Origin of the sequence: Gordonia oryzae (assembly GCF_003797185.1) — a bacterium.
In the GTDB taxonomy this organism is placed as follows: Bacteria; Actinomycetota; Actinomycetes; order Mycobacteriales; family Mycobacteriaceae; genus Gordonia; species Gordonia oryzae.
On sequence record NZ_RKMH01000015.1, the window covers coordinates 21,903 to 39,149 of the forward strand.

At 66.1% G+C, this 17,247-nt stretch carries 20 protein-coding genes; 7 read left to right on the top strand and 13 right to left on the bottom strand.

Translation table 11 applies throughout. The annotated features are described in order from the left end of the window. The first annotated feature begins 29 nt into the window (after positions 1-29). A complete protein-coding gene (locus EF294_RS17505) occupies positions 30-413 on the top strand; it encodes an SHOCT domain-containing protein (protein WP_123932251.1) in 384 nt (127 codons plus the stop codon). On the opposite strand, the gene EF294_RS22765 is transcribed toward EF294_RS17505, so the two are convergent. From EF294_RS22765 to thiC, 3 genes are all read right to left on the bottom strand, one after another. Beyond that, a complete protein-coding gene (locus EF294_RS22765) occupies positions 364-1,071 on the bottom strand; it encodes an HAD hydrolase-like protein (protein ID WP_425459448.1) in 708 nt (235 codons plus the stop codon). The genes EF294_RS17505 and EF294_RS22765 overlap by 50 nt on opposite strands. A 63-nt stretch (positions 1,072-1,134) precedes the next feature. Continuing rightward, on the bottom strand, positions 1,135-2,007 hold the full coding sequence (gene thiD, locus EF294_RS17520; protein ID WP_123932252.1) for a bifunctional hydroxymethylpyrimidine kinase/phosphomethylpyrimidine kinase: 873 nt from the start codon (positions 2,005-2,007) through the stop codon (positions 1,135-1,137). Continuing rightward, positions 2,004-3,680: a phosphomethylpyrimidine synthase ThiC gene (gene thiC / locus EF294_RS17525; RefSeq protein ID WP_123932253.1), complete on the bottom strand. Its 1,677-nt coding sequence runs from the start codon at positions 3,678-3,680 to the stop codon at positions 2,004-2,006. Before thiC ends, thiD begins: the two co-directional genes overlap by 4 nt. A gap of 332 nt (positions 3,681-4,012) precedes the next feature. Here thiC and EF294_RS17530 point away from each other — a divergent pair, with 332 nt between their 5' ends. Continuing rightward, positions 4,013-4,369 carry a GNAT family N-acetyltransferase gene (locus EF294_RS17530; RefSeq protein ID WP_123932254.1) on the top strand — a complete coding sequence of 119 codons (357 nt, stop codon included), beginning with the start codon at positions 4,013-4,015 and terminating at the stop codon, positions 4,367-4,369. Continuing rightward, positions 4,366-4,539: a hypothetical protein gene (locus EF294_RS21550; protein WP_185091141.1), complete on the top strand. Its 174-nt coding sequence runs from the start codon at positions 4,366-4,368 to the stop codon at positions 4,537-4,539. The genes EF294_RS17530 and EF294_RS21550 overlap by 4 nt, the downstream gene beginning before the upstream one ends. A 68-nt stretch (positions 4,540-4,607) precedes the next feature. Here EF294_RS21550 and EF294_RS17535 read toward each other — a convergent pair whose 3' ends face one another. From EF294_RS17535 to EF294_RS17550, 4 genes are read right to left on the bottom strand one after another with little or no spacing between them, the layout of a single operon-like run. Next, positions 4,608-5,117: a barstar family protein gene (locus EF294_RS17535; RefSeq protein ID WP_123932255.1), complete on the bottom strand. Its 510-nt coding sequence runs from the start codon at positions 5,115-5,117 to the stop codon at positions 4,608-4,610. 13 nt (positions 5,118-5,130) lie between these two features. After that, complete coding sequence (locus EF294_RS17540; protein ID WP_123932256.1) at positions 5,131-5,670, bottom strand: guanyl-specific ribonuclease; 540 nt, start codon at positions 5,668-5,670, stop codon at positions 5,131-5,133. After that, positions 5,667-6,695, bottom strand: coding sequence for an N-acetylglutamate synthase, CG3035 family (locus EF294_RS17545; RefSeq protein WP_123932257.1), 1,029 nt, complete (start codon positions 6,693-6,695; stop codon positions 5,667-5,669). Before EF294_RS17545 ends, EF294_RS17540 begins: the two co-directional genes overlap by 4 nt. An 8-nt stretch (positions 6,696-6,703) precedes the next feature. Continuing rightward, the gene (locus tag EF294_RS17550) at positions 6,704-7,312 is read right to left on the bottom strand and encodes a peptide deformylase (RefSeq protein ID WP_123932258.1); all 609 of its coding nucleotides are present in this window, start codon (positions 7,310-7,312) and stop codon (positions 6,704-6,706) included. Between the two features lie 233 nt (positions 7,313-7,545). Between EF294_RS17550 and napA the strand changes: the two genes are divergently transcribed. From napA to EF294_RS17570, 4 genes are all read left to right on the top strand, one after another. Beyond that, a complete protein-coding gene (gene napA / locus EF294_RS17555; protein ID WP_123932259.1) occupies positions 7,546-7,908 on the top strand; it encodes a nucleoid-associated protein NapA in 363 nt (120 codons plus the stop codon). Positions 7,909-7,962: 54 nt separating this feature from the next. Further along, on the top strand, positions 7,963-8,457 hold the full coding sequence (locus tag EF294_RS17560; RefSeq protein ID WP_123932260.1) for a LytR C-terminal domain-containing protein: 495 nt from the start codon (positions 7,963-7,965) through the stop codon (positions 8,455-8,457). 142 nt (positions 8,458-8,599) lie between these two features. Continuing rightward, the gene (locus tag EF294_RS17565; RefSeq protein WP_123932261.1) at positions 8,600-9,283 is read left to right on the top strand and encodes a superoxide dismutase family protein; all 684 of its coding nucleotides are present in this window, start codon (positions 8,600-8,602) and stop codon (positions 9,281-9,283) included. A gap of 37 nt (positions 9,284-9,320) precedes the next feature. Next, complete coding sequence (locus tag EF294_RS17570) at positions 9,321-10,451, top strand: glutamate--cysteine ligase (RefSeq protein WP_123932262.1); 1,131 nt, start codon at positions 9,321-9,323, stop codon at positions 10,449-10,451. Between the two features lie 93 nt (positions 10,452-10,544). Here the strand turns inward: EF294_RS17570 and mnhG are convergent, their stop codons facing one another. The 6 genes from mnhG to EF294_RS17600 are packed head-to-tail and all read right to left on the bottom strand — an operon-like array spanning position 10,545 to position 17,115. Continuing rightward, positions 10,545-10,880, bottom strand: a complete 336-nt coding sequence (gene mnhG, locus EF294_RS17575; RefSeq protein ID WP_123932263.1) for a monovalent cation/H(+) antiporter subunit G — start codon at positions 10,878-10,880, stop codon at positions 10,545-10,547. Then, positions 10,877-11,140 (bottom strand): monovalent cation/H+ antiporter complex subunit F, encoded by a 264-nt coding sequence (locus EF294_RS17580; RefSeq protein ID WP_006372426.1) that lies wholly within the window; start codon positions 11,138-11,140, stop codon positions 10,877-10,879. Before EF294_RS17580 ends, mnhG begins: the two co-directional genes overlap by 4 nt. After that, a complete protein-coding gene (locus tag EF294_RS17585) occupies positions 11,137-11,940 on the bottom strand; it encodes a Na+/H+ antiporter subunit E (RefSeq protein ID WP_123932264.1) in 804 nt (267 codons plus the stop codon). The genes EF294_RS17580 and EF294_RS17585 overlap by 4 nt, the downstream gene beginning before the upstream one ends. After that, positions 11,937-13,544 carry a Na+/H+ antiporter subunit D gene (locus EF294_RS17590; RefSeq protein WP_123932265.1) on the bottom strand — a complete coding sequence of 536 codons (1,608 nt, stop codon included), beginning with the start codon at positions 13,542-13,544 and terminating at the stop codon, positions 11,937-11,939. The genes EF294_RS17585 and EF294_RS17590 overlap by 4 nt, the downstream gene beginning before the upstream one ends. Then, positions 13,541-14,197, bottom strand: a complete 657-nt coding sequence (locus EF294_RS17595; RefSeq protein ID WP_123932266.1) for a Na(+)/H(+) antiporter subunit C — start codon at positions 14,195-14,197, stop codon at positions 13,541-13,543. The genes EF294_RS17590 and EF294_RS17595 overlap by 4 nt, the downstream gene beginning before the upstream one ends. Then, positions 14,194-17,115, bottom strand: coding sequence for a Na+/H+ antiporter subunit A (locus EF294_RS17600; protein ID WP_123932267.1), 2,922 nt, complete (start codon positions 17,113-17,115; stop codon positions 14,194-14,196). Before EF294_RS17600 ends, EF294_RS17595 begins: the two co-directional genes overlap by 4 nt. Positions 17,116-17,247: the final 132 nt, after the last annotated feature.

Sequence of the window (17,247 nt, forward strand, 5' to 3'; positions counted from 1 at the left end):
ATACTCTTATCTCGTAAGGAGCACTCCCGATGTGGGACTCGTTCTGGAACTTCTTGTGGTCGATGGTGATCGTCTTCGCGTTCGTCGCGTATCTGATCGTCTTGTGGTACATCATCGCCGACCTGTTCCGCGACCATAAGACCTCGGGCTGGTCCAAGGCGATCTGGGTGATCTTCTTGATCATCCTGCCGTATCTGACGGCGTTCGCCTACCTGCTGGTGAAGGGTCAGGGAATGGCCGAGCGTGCGCAGAAGGCCGCAGTCGAATACAAGAAAGAATCCGACGACTACATCAAGACCGTCGCGGGTACTTCCCCGGCACAACAGATTGCCGATGCGAAATCGCTACTCGACTCCGGTGCGATCAATAATGAAGAATTCGAGCACCTGAAGGCGAAGGCTCTCGCGCACTGAGCCCGATCGCTACAACGACCGCCTGCTTCGAATCATCGAATCGGGCAGTCGTTGTAGCGGACAGGGTTGCCTGCGGCCCCGCCTCGAGTCCGGAGATCGGGTCGGGGTCCATCCGATCACCGATCATCAGGGTGTTCTTCCAGTGGGCGCCCATCCTCGGCAACGCCGCGCGCGCATCAACGGATTCGGCGTGCCCTGGGTGGATGGTCGACATCGGTGTCGAGGCCCGTCCGCACACCGGCGCGCACGCAGATCGCGCAACTCCCGCAATCAGTGCGTCGGGGATCGCGTACTTCTCGCCGATGCGTACGCCGTCCATGTCCCTGAGGTAGTTCCAACTCATGGTGGCGACACTTCGGTGCTGTGTCCGGCCGTGTGGCGCCCCTGTTCCGCCGGATCGTTTCGTCGAGCAGCCCACCCCTGATGAGCACCATAAGACTGTCGCGCGGGGTACCCCATCCTGACGGTCGACCATCTCGACGCTACGGTGCGCACCTCCCGCATGTTCTCGGGCAGGATGCGTTGATGAACCTCGCGTGGATCGCCACACTGGGGCAGTACCGGGATCCGCCAGTGGCGGCACCTCCCAGTTCAGTATGGTGACCCGTGACGCCGCCGCGCCACGCAAACCGGTTGTCTCACTCAAGGTTTGCGACATCGGCCCGGCGCATACCGAAGCGGTCGCCGAAGGTATCGAGATCGTGCACCCGCCCTCCGGCGATCACCTCGCTGGCGCCTCCGGGGTGATCCGCACCCGCCAAAGCGGGTTCACCGGGCCGTGGCCGGCGCCAAGTGGGTAGGCGGCCTCGAGTCCGCGTGTCACCCAGCGCTTGGCGAAGGCCACCGCCTCGGGCACCGAACGGCCGTGGGCAAGCGCCGATGCGGTGGCTGCGGCCAATGTGTCACCGGCTCCGTGGTCGTGGCCGGTGTCGATACGCGCGTGCGTGAACTCGTGGAACTCCGCACCGTCGAACAGTAGATCGGGGCTTTGATCGCTCGACCGGAGATGACCACCCTTCACCAGGGCCCACTGCGGCCCCAGATCGTGCAGTGCCCGCGCGGCATCGCGCTGGGTCGACTCGTCGACCACCTCGATGCCGGTGATCAGCCGCACCTCGTCGAGGTTCGGGGTGACGATGGTGGCCAGCGGAAAGAGCGTGGCACGTAACTCCTCCAGAGCTTCGCCGGCCAGCAGTGGATCGCCGTGCATCGACGCACACACCGGGTCGAGGACGAAAGGGGTGGCACCGTCGCGGCCGATGCCGACATCGGCGCACGCGTCCGCGACGGCGGCGATGATCGGCGCCGAGGCGAGCATCCCGGACTTGGTCGCGCCCACGCCGATGTCGGAGACCACCGAATCGATCTGCGCGGCCACCACATCCGGAGTGATTTCCTGAAAACCACTGACGCCCAGTGAGTTCTGCACGGTCACCGCGGTCACCGCGACGCATCCGTGCAGCCCCAACAGGGCGAAGGTGCGCAGGTCGGCCTGAATACCCGCACCACCACCGGAATCCGACCCGGCAATCGTGAGCACTCGCACGGGTGTCGATCCCGGTGCGGCGGTGGGCAACAGGGGTACGTCGGTCACGTAGAACTCCCGGCGTCGATCGGCAGGTAGATCCGGCCACCCGCGTCGGCGAACTCGGCCGACTTGGCGGCCATCTCCTCGGCGATCCTGCGGTCGATGTCCGCGGCGGTCACCAGATTGTTCTCCTCGGCATAGGCGCGGACGTCGGCGGAGATGCGCATCGAGCAGAACTTGGGACCGCACATCGAGCAGAAGTGGGCGGTCTTGGCCGGCTCGGCGGGCAGGGTTTGGTCGTGGTACTTGCGAGCGGTGTCCGGGTCGAGGGCGAGGTTGAACTGATCGGTCCACCGGAACTCGAAGCGCGCCTTGGACAAGGCATCGTCGCGTTCCTGCGCGCGGGGATGCCCCTTGGCGAGGTCGGCGGAGTGTGCGGCGATCTTGTAGGTGATCACACCGACCTTGACGTCGTCACGATCGGGCAGCCCCAGATGCTCCTTGGGTGTCACATAACAGAGCATCGCGGTACCGGCCTGTGCGATCATCGCCGCGCCGATCGCCGAGGTGATGTGGTCGTACGCGGGTGCGATGTCGGTGGCCAGGGGGCCCAGGGTGTAGAACGGCGCCTCGGAGCAGAGTTCTTCCTCAAGGCGCACGTTCTCGGCGATCTTGTGCATCGGCACGTGGCCCGGACCCTCGATCATCACCTGCACACCCTGAGATTTCGCCTTGGTGGTGAGTTCGCCGAGGGTGCGCAACTCGGCGAACTGTGCCTCGTCGTTGGCGTCGGCGATCGACCCGGGCCGTAGACCGTCGCCGAGGGAGACGGTGATGTCGTAACAGGCGAAGATGTCGCACAGCTCGTCGAAATGTGTGTAGAGAAATGATTCCTCGTGATGCGCCAGGCACCAGGCGGCCATGATCGACCCGCCGCGCGAGACGATGCCGGTGACCCGGCGTGCGGTTAGCGGGACGTAACGCAGCAACACCCCGGCATGTACGGTCATGTAGTCGACACCCTGCTCGGCCTGCTCGATCACGGTGTCGCGGTAGATCTCCCAGGTCAACTTGATCGGGTCACCCTGGGCCTTCTCGAGTGCCTGGTAGATGGGTACCGTGCCGACCGGCACGGGCGAATTGCGCAGGATCCATTCGCGGGTCATGTGGATGTCGGAGCCGGTGGAGAGGTCCATGATGGTGTCGGCGCCCCAGCGGGTGGCCCACACCATCTTCTCGACCTCCTCGGCGATCGAGCTGGTGACGGCCGAATTGCCGATGTTGGCATTGACTTTCACCGCGAACGCCTTGCCGATGATCATCGGTTCGGATTCCGGATGACGATGATTGGCGGGGATCACCGCCCGTCCGGCGGCCACCTCGCGACGCACCACCTCCACTTCCACGTTCTCGCGCGCCGCGATGAACCGCATTTCCGGAGTCACCAGACCCGCTCGGGCCCAGGCTAATTGGGTTGCCACGCCGTCGATCGGGGCGGGCCGCCGCCACAGGTCACGAGTCCGGGTGAGGCCGTTGGCGACGTCGATCCTCTCCCGTGGGTCGGTATAGGGCCCCGACGTGTCGTACACGTCGAGGTGTTCGCCGTTGGTGAGGGTGATGCGTCGCTGCGGAATCCGCAATTCGTCGACCTCGAGGTGGTGCTTGCTGCTGCCCTGAATCGGGCCGGTGGTGAGGATGTTGTTGTCGACGGCCTCGGTGTTGGGTACGTGTGTGCCCATGAGCGTTCTCCCTACGCCGGCATTACCCGGACAGGTTCGGGCGGTCGGCGACCGCCAGTCGCCCTCTCAGCCTCCGGATCGTGGGAGCCCCCGCGTGGTGAAGTTGTGTGAGCTGTGCGCGATGACGCGCGCACACGACACAATACCCGGATGCTCGGGCGCCGGAACCCCCGCAGGGTTGTCACCTTCGAACTCGGAGTGAGCGGAGGTTGATTCCTCGCGACGCCTTGCGCTTACGTAACCGTAGGGTAGGGTGTGATCCGGATCACAGAGATGGATCTGGCCGACGACTCGAATGTCGTTGTCGTATCACCGCGACGTGACGAGGGGTTATGAACACCACGAATCGCAAACACAGTCATCGCCCGCCGCAGTCGGCGCAATCGATTCTGCAGCAGATTTCCCAGGTCGTACACAACCCGGACCGGGAGCGATTCGAGCTCTGGGTTGCGGGGGATCTCGTCGGCGTCCTGGGCTACTCAATCGAGGAGGAGGATGGTCGGCGCACGGTGACCGTGCTGCACACTGTTTTGTACGACGAGTACACCGGCCACGGTCTCGGCACGCGGCTCACCCGCGGGGCCCTGGCATTCATCCGGGATCAAAACGCCCGAGTACGCCCGGTGTGCACATTCACCAAACAGTTCCTCGACGGCCATCCCGGCATCGTGCCGATGGTGCCGGTGTGAGCCGCTGCCCCTCACTGGTGAAGGCAACCCGGTCCGACGTCTCGCGGACCGACCTCGTCAGGCTTACCGGGTGCCGCAACCTCACTTCGGTGAAGACCGTCGCGGCGTCGGTGATGAGTCAGGTGCGGATCACCGGTCACAACAAGCCGTCACCCGACGTCACCGTCTAGGTCCTCGGCGGGTGCGTCCGTCGTTGGCCCGCTCGGCGGAGCGACAGAGAGCAGCAGGTGGAGCAGCCTCAGCTGTCCGGGATCACCGACGCGACGGTGATGCCGGTGGCCCGCCATCGCGCGAGGGTGGTCCGGCGTGCGGCCATCGGCGTCGAGAGCAACACGGCGAATGTGGCCGGGGGATCGGCGATGTCGCGGTAGTGATCGCGGTAGAACACCAGTGAGCGCGTGAACCAGGTGAATGTGTCGTCGGCGCGCGGCAGCACATGCTGGGCGTCGGTGAGCACGCTGAGGAATCCGGTGATTCCCGCGGGCTGATCGAGGTCGCGCATGCAGTCGTCGAAGGCATCGGCGTTGTGCCCGAAATGGTCAGGGAATCGCCAACTTCGAGCGAACTCGTCGAAAACATCGGGGCGAGTGGCCAGTCGGGTGCCGTCGATCACCCGCACCCGAAGGCCGGCCGGTCGTGGCACGTCATCGGTGGTCACGTCAGCGGGGCGCGCGATCAACCCCACTGCCGGTCCACGCCCGGCGGCGCCGATCAGAAACTCTCGCAGCGACACGTGTTGGCCTGTCATGATTTGTGCGCGTTCACGAAGTCGGCCCCCTGATGAGTACGAAGGTCTGGTAGTGGTCGTCGGTGTACCATGCCGAACCGTCGCTGCCGGTGACGATGCGCTCCGCGTCGCGGGACCGGCCCGGCTCCTTCGGGTTGACGTCCCATTCGCGGTATGTGATCGCCGTTCCGGTTGATGTGGCCGACGGTAGCCGACCCTCGTTGTTGCGAAACGCGATTCCGCCGCGGGTGCCCGGCGCATTGGCCGCCGCAGGCCATGTGCCCGCATCGATGAGCGCCAGGGTCTGGCGCACCCGGGCGGGAACCCGGGTTGTCGCCGGGGCGGAGGTGGACGAGACCCTCGATGACGAGCCCCTCGATGGCGAGGCTCCCGATGGCGAGACTCCCGATGGCGAGACTCCCGATGGCGAGGTGACGTCGTGAGAGTTGTCGATCACCCATGTCATGACCACGACGACGCCGATCACCACCAGTGCCGCAGCGGAGATCATCGCCTGCCGCCGCCGCGCGGGACTCGGGGTGGCCGTGCCGCGCCCCCTCGACCTGCCGGTCACGACGACGTCCGTGGCTTGATGTAGCGGTAGCGGTGGTGCAAGGCGAAACCGCGAGCGCGATACCACGTGCCGGCGATCCGGTTGCCGGACTCGACTTGCAGGTACGTGCGCCCGGCCCCGTTCTCGGCACCCCACAGCCGCAATCGTGTGAGTATGGAATCGCCCAGATGTTGGCGGCGACGTGCCGGGTCGGTCCACAGCGCCGTCAGGCCGAGCATGCGGGATCCGTCGGGTGATTCGGTGACCGCGCCGCGCCCGATGGCGATCGGGCGGCCCGCATCTTCAATGGCGGCAAAGGTCACCGGCGCGTCGTCGAGGGTGGCGCCCACTACCGCTGTGGCCGCCGTGATGTCGGTGTCGGGGCCGAGATAGGCCCGGAGCCAGTTGGGGGTGGGGGTGGGGCGCAGGACGAGGTCCAGGTGTTCGGGGCATGGGCGATCGGACACCGAGTGATCGGGGATGGGCCCGGCGGTCAATACGTGGATGACCGCCGACGCGGGCACGCCGTCGATCCCCGGTGACACCAGTCGTTCGGGTGTTGCGATCAGTGTCGGTAGATCGCGAGCGGCATACCAGGATTCGATGGCCGATCGGGTGGCCGGGTCGAGGCGCGCTGAACGGTCCAGGGCGATGGCCGAATTGGCACGCCGGGAGATTCCGGCTCCGGCCCGTACCAACCAGCCGTCGATCCACGCCTGCTCGGTGCCCGGCCAGGCTGCGGCCGCGGCGTACTCGAGGGCGCGAATCTCACTGTTGCGCAAAGGAACCGCCGATATTACGCGCAGCGAGGTGATTGCCGTGCGCGGAATCTCTTCGACGGTGCCGTTCCGGTCTAGTCGAACGGGGTCCCCGTCGTCGAGGAGAAACCCGGTCACGTCCGATTGGGCGGGACCGCCCGAGCGTGCCGGAGCCGGGTTGGGGGAGTCGCGCCAATCGGCGGGCGTTGCCTCGCCCAACAGGTAGCGCACCACGACGCGGTCGCCTCGGTATGCGCCGAGGTCAGACTCGCCGTCGCCCAACGCCATCGCCGGAATCAATCGTCGTCGTGGCCGAAGGGGTCGGCCTGGTCGCCGGGCACCCAGGTGAGTCCGGGCACGCCCCAGCCATTGCGTTTGATGGCTTTTTTGGCGGCGCGGGCGTTGCGGCCGACCAAGACGTCGACATAGAGGAAGCCGTCGAGATGACCGACCTCGTGCTGCAGCATCCGTGCGAAGAATCCGCGGCCCTCGAGGACGACCTCGGCACCCGTGCGGTCGACTCCGGTGACCCGAGCCCAGTCGGCCCGCCCGGTCGGGAACTGCTCGCCGGGCACCGACAGACAGCCTTCGTCGTTGTCGTCGGGGTCGGGCATGGTCTCGGGGATCTCCGAGGTCTCCAGCACGGGGTTGATGACCTCGCCGCGACGTCGCGTCGTGGACAGCCGGGACTCGCCGTCAGGGCAGTCATAGACGAACATCCGCGTGCCGACCCCGACCTGGTTGGCGGCCAGGCCGACACCGTTGGCGGCGTCCATCGTCTCGTACATGTCATCGAGCAGGGTGACGATCTCCGCCGAGGGTCGTCCCTGCGCGTCGAGTTCGACGGGTCCGGTCGCGCGATGCAGGACCGGTTCGCCGACAATGCAGATCGGGAGGATTGCCATGCGGGACAGATTACTGTGCGCGAATATTCGACGACCGCCGGTGACTGCGGGCCCCGACTCGGCGCGGTTCGGGCACGGGGTGAGTCGGGCCGGCTTCCCCCGCGAGTCACACCGCCTCGGCCGGTGCCGTGCGTGGTTAGATATTCACGAACCACACCGCTGTGATTCTCGATGGCCGGCCGTCGGAAAGTGCGCGGTGTGAGGTGTTGCAGCGAGATCTTTGAGGGAGCGAGATGGACGGCGCAGCAGCGCGTAACCAGGGACAGCAGAGTGCTCGGCCGGATTCGGTGACCACTCCCGACGATGGTGCGCAGGCGGTCGACCCCCATGCGGTCGGACCCGACGGTCTGTCGCGCCGCGAACACGACATCCTCGCCTTCGAACGGCAGTGGTGGAAGTACGCGGGGGCCAAGGAAGAAGCGATCAAGGAGCTGTTCGGACTGTCGGCGACCCGCTACTACCAGATCCTCAACGCCCTGGTGGATCGTCCCGAGGCGCTGGCCGCCGACCCGATGTTGGTCAAGCGGCTGCGCCGGCTGCGGGCATCCCGGCAGAAGGCACGCGCGGCGCGCCGCCTCGGGTTCGAGATCACCTAGCGGCGTCGGCAGCGTCGCGGGTGTGCCGGTCGATGTGCGTTAAGGTCGTCGGTGATGAATGCTGATCGCGAGTCGAACCGCCTCCCACTGCGGGCCGGGGCCATGGTGCTCTTTGCGGTCGCCATCGTGTTCGTGGCCCTGGGGTGGCATCACGCGGCGACGTCCGGCAACAATCCCGAAGCCCAGTTGCAGGCCGCCCAGTCCAGTGTGCCGAGCACCACGAGCGCCCCGGCGAGCACCTCTTCCTCGGCGGCCGGCAACGCCCGGATCTGCGTGATCAACGCGGGCACCGTCACCGGGCTGGCGACCGAGGTCGACGAAGAACTCAAGGGCAAGGGCTTCACCACGATCGGCATCAACGCCCAGAGCAACTACGACGGCGGCTTCTCGCAGAACACCATTGTGTACTCCTCGTCGGCACAGAAGGATGAGGCCGACAAGATCGCCCAGGCACTCGACAACGATTACACCGTCGACTCCCGCGCGAGCCTGGGGAACCCGTTCAGCAGGTGCGTCGGCGGTATCGCCGTCGTCGCGGTGCAGCGATGACCCGGCACACCCCGGCCGGGAATTCAGCGCACCCCCGATCGGGCACTCGCACCGCCGATCCCGCATACTTCAGTGCCGAGGCCCACGTCACTGCCACCGGCATGAGTTCCGGTGTTCCATCACACATCACTCGAGGAGCGAGATGACCGTCAATTCGAAAGCAGGCTCTGCGACCATGCGTGCCCTCGCGGTGCTCGCGTCGGCGGGTGCCGTCGGGTTGGCCTTGGCGGCATGTACTCCCGACGAGCCGACAACCAGCGAGAAGGGGACCACCCCCGCGGTCCAGACCGGTAACCAAGCGCCTCAGGGCGGTCTCGTGGACGCCGACAACATCCCAGCCGGAGGTGGTGAGACCGAAGCCGCCTCGCTGATCAACACCGACGGCAAGAATATCGGTGAGGCCATCTTCCGGCCCAACGGCTCCGCGCTCGGTGTCACCGTGACCGTCAAGGCCGGCAGCGGTATCCCTGCCGGATTCCACGCGATGCACATCCACTCCGGCAGCGCCTGCAACACCGCCGACAAGTTCGTCTCGGCGGGCGGACACCTGCAGGTCGACGGCCACACCGGTCACCCGTCGAGTGGCGACCTGGTGTCGATCAACATCCTGTCCGACGGATCGGGTTCCACGACGACCTCGACGTCGGCGGTGGATCTGTCGCAGATCGCCAACAAGACGATCATCATTCACGAGAACGCCGACAACTTCGCCAACATCCCCACTCGGTACACCTCCAACGGCCAGCCCGGCCCGGACGAGGACACGATGAGCACCGGTGACGGAGGAGCGCGTCTGGCGTGCGGTCAGATCTCGGCGGCGCAGTAGGCCTGCCGCCTCTCCCTGGCGCCCCGAGACTGAACTGATGCCGGCCAACACCCTCATCGGGTTCCGTGGTTCGCCTACCCCGACACTCGGGGTGGAATGGGAGTTCGCGCTGACCGACAAGGTCACCGGTGATCTGTCCAACACGGCGGCGGATCTGTTCACCGAGGTCGGCGTACGGCATCCGGGGCTCGCCGGCAAGGTGCACAAGGAACTGCTGCGCAACACCGTCGAGCTCGTCACCGGCATTTGCAACACCACTTCTGAGGCGGTGGCCGACCTCTCACACACGTTGCACGCGGTGCGTGGCGTGGTCGACGAACTCGGCGTCGATCTGTACGGCGCAGGGACTCATCCGTTCGCCGAGTGGTCAACGCAGTTGCTCACCGAGGGCCATCGATACGCCGAACTGATCGAGCGCACCCAGTGGTGGGGCAGGCAGATGCTCATCTGGGGCGTACACGTGCATGTCGGTATCGACCACCGCGACAAGGTGTTGCCCATCGTGTCGTCGCTTCTCAACTACTACCCGCATCTGCTCGCGCTGTCAGCATCGTCACCGATGTGGGCGGGCCAGGATACCGGCTATGCCAGCAACCGCGCGATGATGTTCCAGCAGTTGCCGACCGCCGGGCTGCCCTTCCAGTTCGAGAAGTGGAGTCAGTTCGAGGCGTTCGTCGCCGACCAGAAGACGACTGGGATCATCGATCACATCAACGAGATTCGCTGGGACATCCGGCCGTCACCGCACCTGGGCACCATCGAGGTGCGGGTGTGCGACGGGACGACCAACCTCGCCGAACTCTCCGCTATGGTCGCGCTGATCCATTGTCTCGTCGTCGATCTCGACCGCCGGCTGTCGGCGGGCGAGGAACTCCCACAGATGGCTCCCTGGCTGGTGCAGGAAAACAAGTGGCGCGCAGCACGTTACGGCCTCGATGCGATCGTCGTCCTGGACTCACAGTGCAATGAGCGGCTGGTGACCGACGATCTCGCCGGCCTGCTGCTCCGGCTCGAGCCGGTCGCCGCCGACTTGCGATGTCTCGACGAACTCGCGCAGGTCGCCGCAATCGTGGAGCGTGGCAACAGTTATCAGCGGCAGCAGGCCGTGTACTCGCAGACCCATGACATGCGTGAGGTGGTGGCTTCGGTCGTGTCCGAGCTGGAGTGAGGGCTACTCATGCCGGCGTGTTCGGCGCGGCCGACTGGGGTCCGGTGCCCGCGTGCGCGGTGACCACCCACCCGTGGTGAGGTCACCTCACTGCTAATCCCGGTCGCCTCGCTCCATCTGGTCCCGCGACATCAGCCCGTCCTGGGCGCGTTGCTCCTGATAGACCAGCCGGCCGATACGGTGGGCGACCACCGGTGCGGTGATGAGCGCGAACAGCCCGGCCAGGACCAGCATGCCCATGTCGACGTGTGTGCCGCCGATGCTGACCATCGCACCGATCAGCATCATCAGCAGCCCCAGCGTCTGGGGTTTGGTCGCCGAATGCATGCGCGAGAGCGTGTCGGGGAAGCGCAGGATGCCGATCGCGGCGGTGACCGCCATGAGCGTTCCGATGGTCAGGAAGACGGCACTGACGATGTCTGCGATCATGCCTGATCATCCCGAACACGGAATCGGGCGATGGCCACCGACCCGACGAAGCTCACCAACGACAGTGCCACGATGCCCGGCACCACCGTTGTGTCGCCGCTGTAGGCCGTCCAGGCCGCCAGTCCGCACATGCACAGGGCGATCAGTGCGTCCAGCGCGACCAGGCGGTCGAGGGTGGTGGGCCCCAACAGGATTCGTGCCATCACCAGCACCGCGGAGATGAGTAGCGCGATCGCGATGAAGAACCACATGACGGTCATCGGCTGCCTCCGTCGCCGAGACCCTGGGCACCCGCTCGGTCGGTGGGTCGCACGTGGTGGTACTCGTCGTCTATGCCGTGATATGGGCTCGGATGCCATTCACTGTCGCGCTCGAAGGCCTTGATGAACATCCGCTCCACGAAGGACACCTGCTTGTAGAACTGCCGGACCTTCTTGTCCGAGCGGACATCGAAGACGTGGACGTAGAGCATGCGACGGCGGTGATCGATCTCGAGCACCATCGTGCCTGGTACCAGGTTCAGGTAGTCCACGGCCAACGTCAGCACCATGTCGGATTTGATCGCGACACGCACCCGCATCACCGCGCCGAGCGGAGGTTTGCCCGGTCGGACGGCCACCCACGCCACCTGCGCGCTGGAGATGAAGAAATCGACGACGAGCCGACCCACCAACGCGAGCACCGTCAGCGGGTGGATCCGACCCTCGACGGGCACCCGCGGCAACGGCAGCAGTACCCCGATCGCCACTGCCAACACGATGCCGGAGATGATGTTGGCCCACGACACGGTGCCCCACAACAACACCCACACAAGCGTGAGCCACGCGATCGACCACAGGCGTACTGCGGCCTCGCGGCTGTCGTTGCCCAGCCACCGCGGGATGCGCAGCCGGTTGTGTAGCCACACCCACGCACTGACCGTCGTCCAGGCGAAGAACAACACCGAGTAGCGCGCGGTGTTGATCAGCAAACGCTTGACCGGCCCCTTACCGACGGGTTTGACCGGGGCGATGCGATCGGACCCGTTCTCGCCTGGCCGTTTCACTTGCTTCTCACTCATCGGCCACTCCCGAGCACCGATCCGATGTAGACCTCGCGGTTCATGATGTCGGTCGCCGCGCGGTCGGTGAACCCGAAGATCGGGCCCGCCCAGATGGTCAGGGCGATCCCGGAGGCGACCATCAGTGCGGTGGGGACGACCATCGTGATCGGCATGCGGCCGACGTCCTCGCGGTCGTCGAAGGCGATGTCGGCGCTCTCGTCGATCAGTGCCGACGGTGCGCTGTCGGAGAGTTCGCCCTCGGGTGCATCGGCGCGCGGACGCCAGAATCCCTTCGTCCAGATACGTGCCACGACATACAGGGTGAGCAGGCTGGTGACGACCGATCCGGCGACGAGCACCCACGCGAGTACCGACCCGTTCTCGGTGCCCGCCGCGATCAGGGCGACCTTGCCCAGGAAGCCCGAGAATGGCGGAATGCCACCGAGATTGAGCGCCGGGATCAGGAAGAGGGCGGCCAGCACTGGGCTGGCGATCAGACCGCCGAGCCGGCGTAGCGACGCCGACCCCGCTTGCCGTTCGATGAGTCCGACGACGAGGAACAGTGTCGTCTGCACGAGGATGTGGTGGGCGACGTAATAGATCGCGGCACTCATCCCGAGTTCGGAGGACAGGGCGATACCGAACACCATGTAGCCGATGTGACTGACGAGGGTGAACGACAGCAGTCGCTTGATGTCGGACTGTGCGATCGCACCGAGGATGCCGACGATCATCGTCAGCAGACCGGCGACGAGCAGGATCGGATCCATCGATCCGCCGGGGAACAGCAGGGTGTGGGTACGCATGATCGCGTACACACCGACCTTGGTGAGCAGGCCGGCAAATACCGCGGTAACCGGCGCCGGGGCGGTGGGGTAGGAGTCGGGCAGCCATGCCGATAGCGGGAACACCGCGGCCTTGATCCCGAAGGCCACGAGCAGCACCGCATACAGCGCATTACGGGTGCCGTCGGGCACGTGATCGAGGCGTATCGCCATCTCGGCGAGGTTGAGCGTGCCGGTGGTCGCATAGGCGAAGGCGATGCCCACCAGGAAGATCAGCGACGACACCATCGACACCATGACGTACGACGCGCCGGCCCGCACACGATCGCCGGTGGCGCCGAGGGTGAGCAACACGAAGCTCGCGGCGAGCAGCACCTCGAAGGAGACGAACAGATTGAACAGGTCGCCGGCGAGGAACGAATTGCACACACCGGCACACAAGATCAGATAGGTCGGCAGGAACACCGACACCGGTTGTTCGGACGCGCCGTCACGGATACCCTGGCCGATCGCGTAGACGACGACGCACAGCAGGACCAGCGTCGCCACCACCAGCATCAAACCCGCGAGCTGGTCGACGACGAGCGTGATCCCGAACGGTCCGTTCGGATGCCCCTTGTCGTCCCAGCCGCCGATCGCCAGTGAGTAGGTGCCGTGCGCATTGGTGAGGTAGAGCATCATGCACGATGCGACGAGTGTCACGATCAGCGCCGAGACGGTCACGATCCGCTGGAACAGCGGGTTGCGCCCGCGCAGCAACGTGAGTGCCGCCGCCAGCATCGGCGTCAGTGTCGGCAGGGTGATGAGCACCGGGAACCACGAGACCTGGGGGATCATGAACGCCCCCCGTCCGAGTCATCACTGCGGTTGACCTCGGAAATGCCGGTACCGCCTTCGCCCGGCTCCGCATGGGCTTCGCCGGTCTCGATGACGTCGACGCCGTCGGCGGCGAGTTCGTCGACGACGTCGGCGTCCTCGGGCATCAGGTCGGTTTCGATTCGTTCGCGGTGCAGCGCGATGTACTCCTCCTCGGTGAGTGGGTTGCCCTCGTCGTCGAAGAAGTCACCCGCACTGGTGTCGGCGCCGGTCACCGGATCGTCGCTGCGGTCGCGGTCCGGTGCCGACTGCAGCGAGCTGGTGGCGACCTTGACGTCCTCGGTGTCGTCATCGACGTCCTCGTCGCGGTTGAGCACGAACAGCCGGTAGACCATGGCGAGGATGAACGCGGCCACACCCATCGTGATGACGATCGCGGTGAGAACCATCGCCTGCGCGAGTGGATCGGCGTCGTGCGGGCGGGCTTCGGAGGATCGGCCCATGATCGGCGGATTGCCCATGCCGCCGGCCAGCACCAGGATCAGCAGGTTGACGCCGTTGCCCGCGGCCAGCAGGCCCAGCAGCATTCGCACCAGGCTGCGTTCCATCAGCAGGTAGGCACCGCAGGCGATCATGATCGCGATGACCACGAGCAGGCCGAGGTTGACGCTCATCGGCCCGCACCTCCCGAACGCTCGCGGGCGTCCTGGCGGCGCAGTGGCCCGCTCGGGAAGCCCGCGCCGGTCTCGACGTCGAGGCGCGCGCCGAGACTGCGCAGCACGTCGAGCACCAGGCCGATCACGATCAGATAGATGCCGAGATCGAAGAACAGCGCGGTGACGAACTTGATGTCGCCGAGGACGGGAACGGTGATCTGGAAGACCGCCGACGACAAGGCCGGGGCGCCGAGGAACATCGAGGTGACTGCGGTCGAGGCCGAGATGAGTAGGCCGGCGCCGAGGAACGTACCCGGCTCGACCGGTAGCGCCTCACCGAGCTCATAGCGTCCGCCCGCGAGGTACCGCAGCACCAGAGCCAGACCCATCGTCAGGCCGCCGGCGAAGCCGCCGCCGGGCGAATTGTGGCCCGCGTAGAAGAAGTAGACCGAGAGCACCACCATCGTCGGGAAGATGAGGCGAGTCGTCGCCTCGAGCACCATCGACCGATGCCGCGGGTCGCGGAACTCACTGCCCAACAACCACGTCGTGCGATCGGGCGGGATCGGATCGTCGTCGTCATCGGTGATGGTGCCGAAGTGCCGAGCGGCGTCGGCCACTCGCGGCGCTGCACCGAAGCGGCGATTACGGAACACCAACGACGCGACGCCGGTGGCCGCGACGATCAGTACCGACACCTCGCCGAGGGTGTCCCACGCGCGGGTGTCGACGAGGAGCACATTGACGGCGTTGGCGCCGTGACCGAACTTGTAGGCGACCTCAGGGATAGAGATGCTGACCGGCTGGGCCGAGCGCGCGGCGGCGGCGAACATGCCGATGACCACGATCGAGACACCCAGTGCGAGACCGATCGCCGCCCGTAGCGGTTTGAACCCGGTCGCATGCCGCGGTTCGGGCTCGGCGGGTAGTTTGCGAATCACCAGCACGAAGATCACCAACGTCAGCGTCTCGACGAGGAACTGGGTGAGCGCGAGGTCGGGGGCGCCGTACAGCGCGAACAGCATGCCGCATCCGTAACCGGTCACCCCGACCACCAGGGTTGCGGCCAGCCGGTTGCGCAGGACCACCGTCGCCAGCGCCGCCGCCGCCATGATCACCGCGATGACGGCTTGGGCCATCGAATCGAAACCGTTGGGCTCCAAGGTGTTCCGATTACCGACGAACAGCATCGCGGTGGGCAGGACGATCATCGTCGACAAGATCACGCCCTGGGTCACCGGCAGCGAACCGCGCTGAGTGTTGCGGGTCAGCAACAGCGAGAGCGTATCGGCGCCGCGCAGGGTGGCGTCGTAGATGTGGTCGGCGTTGATCAGCGGGCGCGACCCGAACACCACATCGCGTAGACGCCGCACCATCAAGAACAGCACCGCACCGCCGAGAACGACGATGACCGAGAACACCACCGGCAACCCGAAACCGTGCCACATCGCGAGGTGCTCGAGCTCGTGACCGTAGGCGGGCAGCGACTCGGCGTACGGCTCGAACCAGTGGCCAAGCCATCCGCTCCAGAATCCGGCGACGACGCCCAGCACGGCCAGCAGCAGCGGAGGCAGCAGGAACGTCGGCGACGGTGGATGCATCTTGGCGACGGCCCGGGTCGGCAGCCTGCGAACCTTCCGTCCGAACGCGCCCCAGAGGAAGCGGCACGTGTAGGCGAAGGTGATCACCGAGCCGACGAGCAACACGATGTCGACGGTCTCGGCCTGCCACGGTTGCAGCGACCCGGTCTCCCAGACGGTGCCGAACGCGGTCTCCTTGCCGACAAAGCCGAGCGTGAACGGCAACCCCGCCATGCTCGCCCCTGCCACCGCGGCGATCGCCGCCAGGACCGGCAGTCGGTGGCCGAGACGGGCCAGTTTGCGGATGTCGCGGGTTCCGGTGGCGTGGTCGATGATGCCGACCACCATGAACAACGAAGCCTTGAACAGGGCGTGTGCGACCAGCATCGCCAAGCCGGCCATCGCCACGTTCGCGTCGCCCATACCCATCAGCACCGCCATGAATCCGAGCTGGGAGACGGTGCCGAAGGCCAGCACGAGTTTGAGGTCGAGTTCACGCATCGAGCGCCAGCCACCGAGGAGCATGGTGAACGAGCCGAGCCCGATGACCATGATCTGCCAGCTCGGCAGTGGCGCGAACGCCGGTGCGAGACGGCCGATGAGATAGATGCCGGCCTTGACCATCGCAGCGGCGTGCAGGTAGGCGCTGACCGGGGTGGGGGCGGCCATCGCTCCGGGCAGCCAGAAGTGGAACGGCACGATCGCCGACTTGCTCAGCGCGCCGACGAGCAGCAACACCACTGCGACCTCGACGTAGACCCCCGCGGCCGGCGGGTGGGCGAGCAGATCGCTGAGCAGGTAGCTGCCGGTTCGTTCGCCGAGCATGATGATGCCGACGAGCATGGCCAACCCGCCCATCGTGGTCACCAGCAGCGCCTGCGTCGCCGAGCGCCGCGAGGTCGCACGGATGCGGTAGAAGCCGACGAGCATGAACGACAGAACGGTCGTCAGCTCCCAGAAAATGTAGAGGACCAGCATGTTGTCGCTGGTGACGAGACCGAACATGGCTGCGGCGAAGGCGACCATCTCGCCGCCGAAGACCGCGACGCGTGGTCGCGCGTCGTCGAAGTAGTGGGCGCAATAGCACAGAACCAGGGTGCCGACGCCGAGGATCAGCACCGACAGGATCGCCGCGAGCGAGTCCATCCGCATCACGATGTTCATGTGGAGCGACGGCACCCACTGCAGCGTCTGGACCTCTGGTGTGCGGTCGGACTCCGGCCAGTGCGTCAGCACCCAGAGCAGGCCGCCGAACGGAGCGAGCGCGACGACGTAAAAGCCCGTGGTGCCGATCCAGCGGATGATCCCGGGCGCCACAATCGCGCCCAGGGTCAGGGCGATCAGCACAGTAAGCAAGGGGGCGCACTCCGTCTCTGGTCGATGGGCGGGGTGGTCACGGGGGTGCTGATCGGGGTCGCGGTGACCGCCGATCAGAGGCGATCGTCAGTCTGTCCCGGTGTGTCACCGGATGAGACCGGCGTCATCTAT